Source organism: Planomonospora algeriensis, assembly GCF_977012225.1.
Map to the genome: position 1 here is coordinate 1 of NZ_CDRNDK010000577.1, position 3,487 is coordinate 3,487.

At 74.1% G+C, this 3,487-nt stretch carries 3 protein-coding genes and 1 pseudogene; 3 read left to right on the top strand and 1 reads right to left on the bottom strand.

The genetic code is table 11. The annotated features are described in order from the left end of the window. The first annotated feature begins 125 nt into the window (after positions 1–125). Both ACWJ6R_RS32675 and ACWJ6R_RS32680 read left to right on the top strand, forming a co-directional pair. Positions 126–1,273: pseudogene (locus ACWJ6R_RS32675) on the top strand (acyl-CoA dehydrogenase family protein). Positions 1,274–1,600: 327 nt separating this feature from the next. Further along, on the top strand, positions 1,601–2,209 hold the full coding sequence (locus ACWJ6R_RS32680; RefSeq protein WP_449065918.1) for a DUF2238 domain-containing protein: 609 nt from the start codon (positions 1,601–1,603) through the stop codon (positions 2,207–2,209). 11 nt (positions 2,210–2,220) lie between these two features. Here ACWJ6R_RS32680 and ACWJ6R_RS32685 read toward each other — a convergent pair whose 3' ends face one another. Continuing rightward, positions 2,221–2,787, bottom strand: a complete 567-nt coding sequence (locus ACWJ6R_RS32685) for an anthrone oxygenase family protein (protein WP_449065919.1) — start codon at positions 2,785–2,787, stop codon at positions 2,221–2,223. A gap of 142 nt (positions 2,788–2,929) precedes the next feature. Between ACWJ6R_RS32685 and ACWJ6R_RS32690 the strand changes: the two genes are divergently transcribed. Beyond that, the coding region (locus ACWJ6R_RS32690; RefSeq protein ID WP_449065920.1) for a TetR/AcrR family transcriptional regulator at positions 2,930–3,487 on the top strand (558 nt) is incomplete at its 3' end.

A 3,487-nucleotide genomic window follows, 5' to 3' on the forward strand; every position in this document is an offset into this window, starting at 1 on the left:
TCCCGGAGACCGGGACGGCACCGCGCGTCCCCGCCCGCCCTCCTCTAGGTTGCCGGGCAGGCGACCCCGGGCCCGCGGCCCCTCCCCCGGAGGGCCGGCCGGACCGGGCGGAGGAGGCGAGGACCGTGACGGGCTTGCGCGAGGAGATCCGCGCCTGGCTCCGGGGGCAACTGGAGGGCGAGTTCGCCCACGCCCGCGGGCTGGGCGGGCCGGGCCGCGAACACGAGGGCCACGAGGTACGGCTGGCCTGGGAGCGGCGGCTCGGCGAAGCCGGGTGGACCTGCTTGGGCTGGCCCGCGGAGCACGGCGGGCGGACGCGTCCCTGGCCGACCAGGTCGCCTTCCACGAGGAGTACGCGCGGGCGGACGCCCCGGCCCGGGTGGGGCACATCGGCGAGGGCCTCATCGGCCCCACGATCATCGACTTCGGCACCGAGGAGCAGAAACGGCGCTTCCTGCCCCCGATCCGGCGGGGTCGCGAACTGTGGTGCCAGGGCTACTCCGAGCCGGAGGCGGGATCCGACCTCGCCGGCGTGCGGACCCGGGCCCGCCTCGAGGGCGGCGAGTGGGTCCTCACCGGCCAGAAGACCTGGACCTCGCTGGCCCACGTCGCCGACTGGTGCTTCATCCTGGCCCGGACCGAGCCCGGTTCACGGCGGCACGCGGGCCTGTCCTACCTGCTGGTCCCGATGGACCAGCCCGGGATCGAGGTCCGGCCCATCGTCCAGCTCACCGGCACCAGCGAGTTCAACGAGGTCTTCTTCGACGGGGCCCGCACGGCCGCCGGCAACGTCCTGGACGCCCCGGGTGAGGGTTGGCGGGTCGCGATGGCCACCTTGGGCTACGAGCGCGGCGCCTCGACCCTCGGCCAGCAGATCGGCTTCCAGCGGGAGTTCGACCGCGTCGCGGAGACGGCCCGGCGCACCGGCGCGGCCGCGGACCCGGTGCTGCGCGACCGGCTGGTCCGGTCGTGGCTGGAACTGCGGATCATGCGCCTGAACGCGCTGCGCACGATGACCTCCCTGTCGGCCGGGACGCCGGGACCGGAGGCCTCGATCGCCAAGCTCTACTGGTCGGAGTGGCACCGGAGGCTGGGCGAGCTGGCGCAGGCCGTGCAGGGCAGGGCGGGGCTGGTCGCCGACGGCCCGCCGTACGAGCTGAACGACCTGCAGCGGCTCTACCTGTTCAGCCGCGCGGACACCATCTACGCGGGGTCCAGCGAGATCCAGCGCAACATCATCGCCGAGCGCACCCTGGGCCTGCCCAAGGGCTGAGGTCACGGGAACCGGCTCGCGGTCCGGAGGCTCCGCCGGAACCGCCCGCCGTGGGACTCGGCGCGGGCCCCGCGTCATCGGGGCGTGCCTGACCGGTCGACCGGATGGCGGGCCGTCCGGCTTCAGATTTCGAAGCCGGACCGAGATCATCTGACCATGGCACCCGAATCCGGCGAACCGCCGAAAACCGAAGGCATCCGGAACACCCAGGACACCGGAGGCGGGGTCCCCCTCGTTCAGCTCGCCGGCCTCCGGTCACTCCGTCCGGGCCACCGGGTGGGACGGGCGCCGAAGCCGGGACGCGTCCCTGCGGGATGGATCGTCGCGGTGTTCGCGGTCGTCGTGGCCCTCACCTGGGTCGCTCCGCCGTACCCCGTCGAGCAGGCGTTCCACCACTCACTGACCGCGGTGGCGCTGCTGGCCCTGCTCCCGCTCCGCAGGCACTACGCCCTCCCCCCGGGCTCGCTGGCCGCGGTGCTCGCCTTCCTCGCCCTGCACTCGGTGGCCGCGCGCTGGATGTACTCCTCCGTCCCCTACGACGAGTGGAGCACGGCGCTGACCGGGGTGAGGCTGTCGGACGTCTTCGGCTGGGAGCGCAACCACTTCGACCGCCTGGTGCACCTGTCGTACGGCCTGTGCGCCGCCCCGGTGCTGGCCCGCTACCTCCGGGACCGGTGGGGCCTGCGCCCTCTCCTGGCCGTCGCGGCGGGCGTCGAACTCGTCCTGTCGACGAGCGCGCTCTACGAGCTCCTCGAATGGGCGGTGGCCGTCACCACGTCCCCGGAGATCGCCGAGGTCTACAACGGCCAGCAGGGCGACGTCTGGGACGCGCACAAGGACATCGCCCTGGCCTGCCTCGGGGCGCTGTCGGCCGCCGCGGTCATGCTGCTCCGGAACCGCCGGAAGGCGACGGCCGGCTCCCCGCCCGCGCCCTGACCCGGTCCCGCTCAGCGCGTGCGGGGGAACAGCACCGCCGCGGCGGCCAGCAGGGCGAAGGCGGCGCCCGAGGCGAGGGTGCGGACGGTGTTCCAGGCGTTCCACTCCGACTCGTACCGCGTGCGCACGGCGGCCAGGTCCGGGACCGTCGCGGCGACCGCGGCGAGGTCCTCGTTCAGCGGCACGTTCACCAGCAGGGTCACGCCCAGGCCGCCGGCCAGGTAGACCGCGAGGGCCGCCGCGACCAGCCACACCGAGGCCGACCGCCGTCCCGCGACGGCCAGCGCGGCGGCGAGGGCGACCGCGGCGAACACCGGTGCCCCGAAGAAGGAGAGCGCGAACGGGATGTTGCGGACCGTCGCGTTGATCGCCTGCATGCTGAGCACGTAGGTGTCCTCGCCGACGTCGGCCAGGCCGCGGGTGACCGAGACCTCGTAGGCGTAGAAGAAGCCCGCGATGGCGCCCATGGCGAGCAGCGCGACGACCAGGGCCGTGCGCGCCGCCATGACGCCGGCGCCCGCCGGGGGGGCCGCCGAGGGAACCGCCGAGGGAGAGGAAGGAACGGAGATGGAAGCCATGCGCCCTCATTAATCGTACCGATAAGTTCGATTAATAATCGTACTCTTAAGTACACTTGTCAACGGACATCCGGGAGGACGGCGGCATGCAGGGACGACGGGCCGGCCCCGCGAAGGCGAGAGCGAGACCAGGCGGGCGGCGGTGCTGGACGCCGCCTTCGCCGAACTGGTCGAACGCGGGTACACCGGCACCACGATGCTGGCGGTGGCACGGCGGGCCGGCGCGTCCAAGGAGACGCTCTACAGCTGGTTCGGCGACAAGCGCGGGCTCTTCGCGGCCCTGGTGCGCCGCCAGTCGGAGCAGGCGAACGCCGGGGTCGCCGAGGCGCTGGCCCGGGACCGGCCGCCCCGGGAGGCGCTGACGGCGTTCGCCGTCCGCCTGCTCGGACTGCTGCTCGGGGAGGCCTCGATCGCGATCAACCGGGCCGCGGTCACGGCCCCGGAGCTCGCCGGCGTGCTGCTCGCCGAGGGGCGGCACACGACCGGCCCGCTCGTCGCGGGTTATCTGGCGGAGCTGGCCGCGCGGGGAGAGATCGCGGCCGATGACCCGGAGGAGGCCTTCCGGCTGCTGTACGGGCTCGTCGTCTCGGACGCCCAGATCCGGGTCCTGCTGGGCGAACCGCCGCCCGCCGACCTGGAGGAGCGGGCGCGGCGGGCGGTGGACCGGTTCCTGGCGCTGGTCACCCCCGGCCCCGGCCCC

What these genes read in the sequence shown, in the direction of transcription:
- ACWJ6R_RS32685 (WP_449065919.1), bottom strand. Translation starts at nt 2,787, where the DNA reads ATGGCTTCCATCTCCGTTCCTTCCTCTCCCTCGGCGGTTCCCTCGGCG.